Raw genomic sequence first — 727 nt, 5'->3', positions numbered from 1 at the left:
CTGATCGATGCAAATGCCAATGGCCTCATCACCCCAACAGAACTTACTGCACTGACTCAAGCACGTGATGATGCACTTGCTGCGAAAACAGAAGCACAAACAAAAGTGACAGCGTTACCTGAGGCAGTACAAGCAGAAAAAGATGCGCTACAAGGTCGTTTAAATGATCTGGTTGATATCACTTTACCAACAGTAAATGACGAAGATGAAGATGGTGTTGTTGATGATATTGGAGAAGCTCTAGCAGCGGCTGAAGCAGCAGTAGAGGCAGCAGAAGCAGCATACGCTGCGGCGGAACAAGCGCTGATCGATGCAAATGCCAATGGCCTCATCACCCCAACAGAACTTACTGCACTGACTCAAGCACGTGATGATGCACTTGCTGCGAAAACAGAAGCACAAACAAAAGTGACAGCGTTACCTGAGGCAGTACAAGCAGAAAAAGATGCGCTACAAGGTCGTTTAAATGATCTAGTCGACATCACCTTACCAGCAGTAAATGATGAAAACGAAGATGGTGTGGATGATGCAGTTGCAGCACTTGAAGAAGCGACAGAAGCAGTAGAGGCGGCTGAAGCAGCATATGCTGAGGCAGAGCAAGCACTAGCAGATGCAGAATCAGATGGTTTAATCACCCCAACAGAACTTGCTGAGCTGACTCAAGCACGTGATGATGCACTTGCTGCTAAAGAAGATGCACAAGCGAAAGTTGATGCACTTCCAGAAG

General features: G+C 47.0%; 1 protein-coding gene. It reads left to right on the top strand.

Annotated elements, in window-relative coordinates; all coding sequences use genetic code 11:
* Window positions 1-727: GA-like domain-containing protein (locus tag AC1M9C_RS14880; protein ID WP_481953970.1), on the top strand; the 727-nt coding region annotated here is incomplete at both ends.

This window comes from Acinetobacter sp. 24-47-39, from assembly GCF_056783825.1.
Note: the sequence above shows the minus strand (reverse complement) of the source record. Positions and strands in the feature narration are given on the sequence as shown.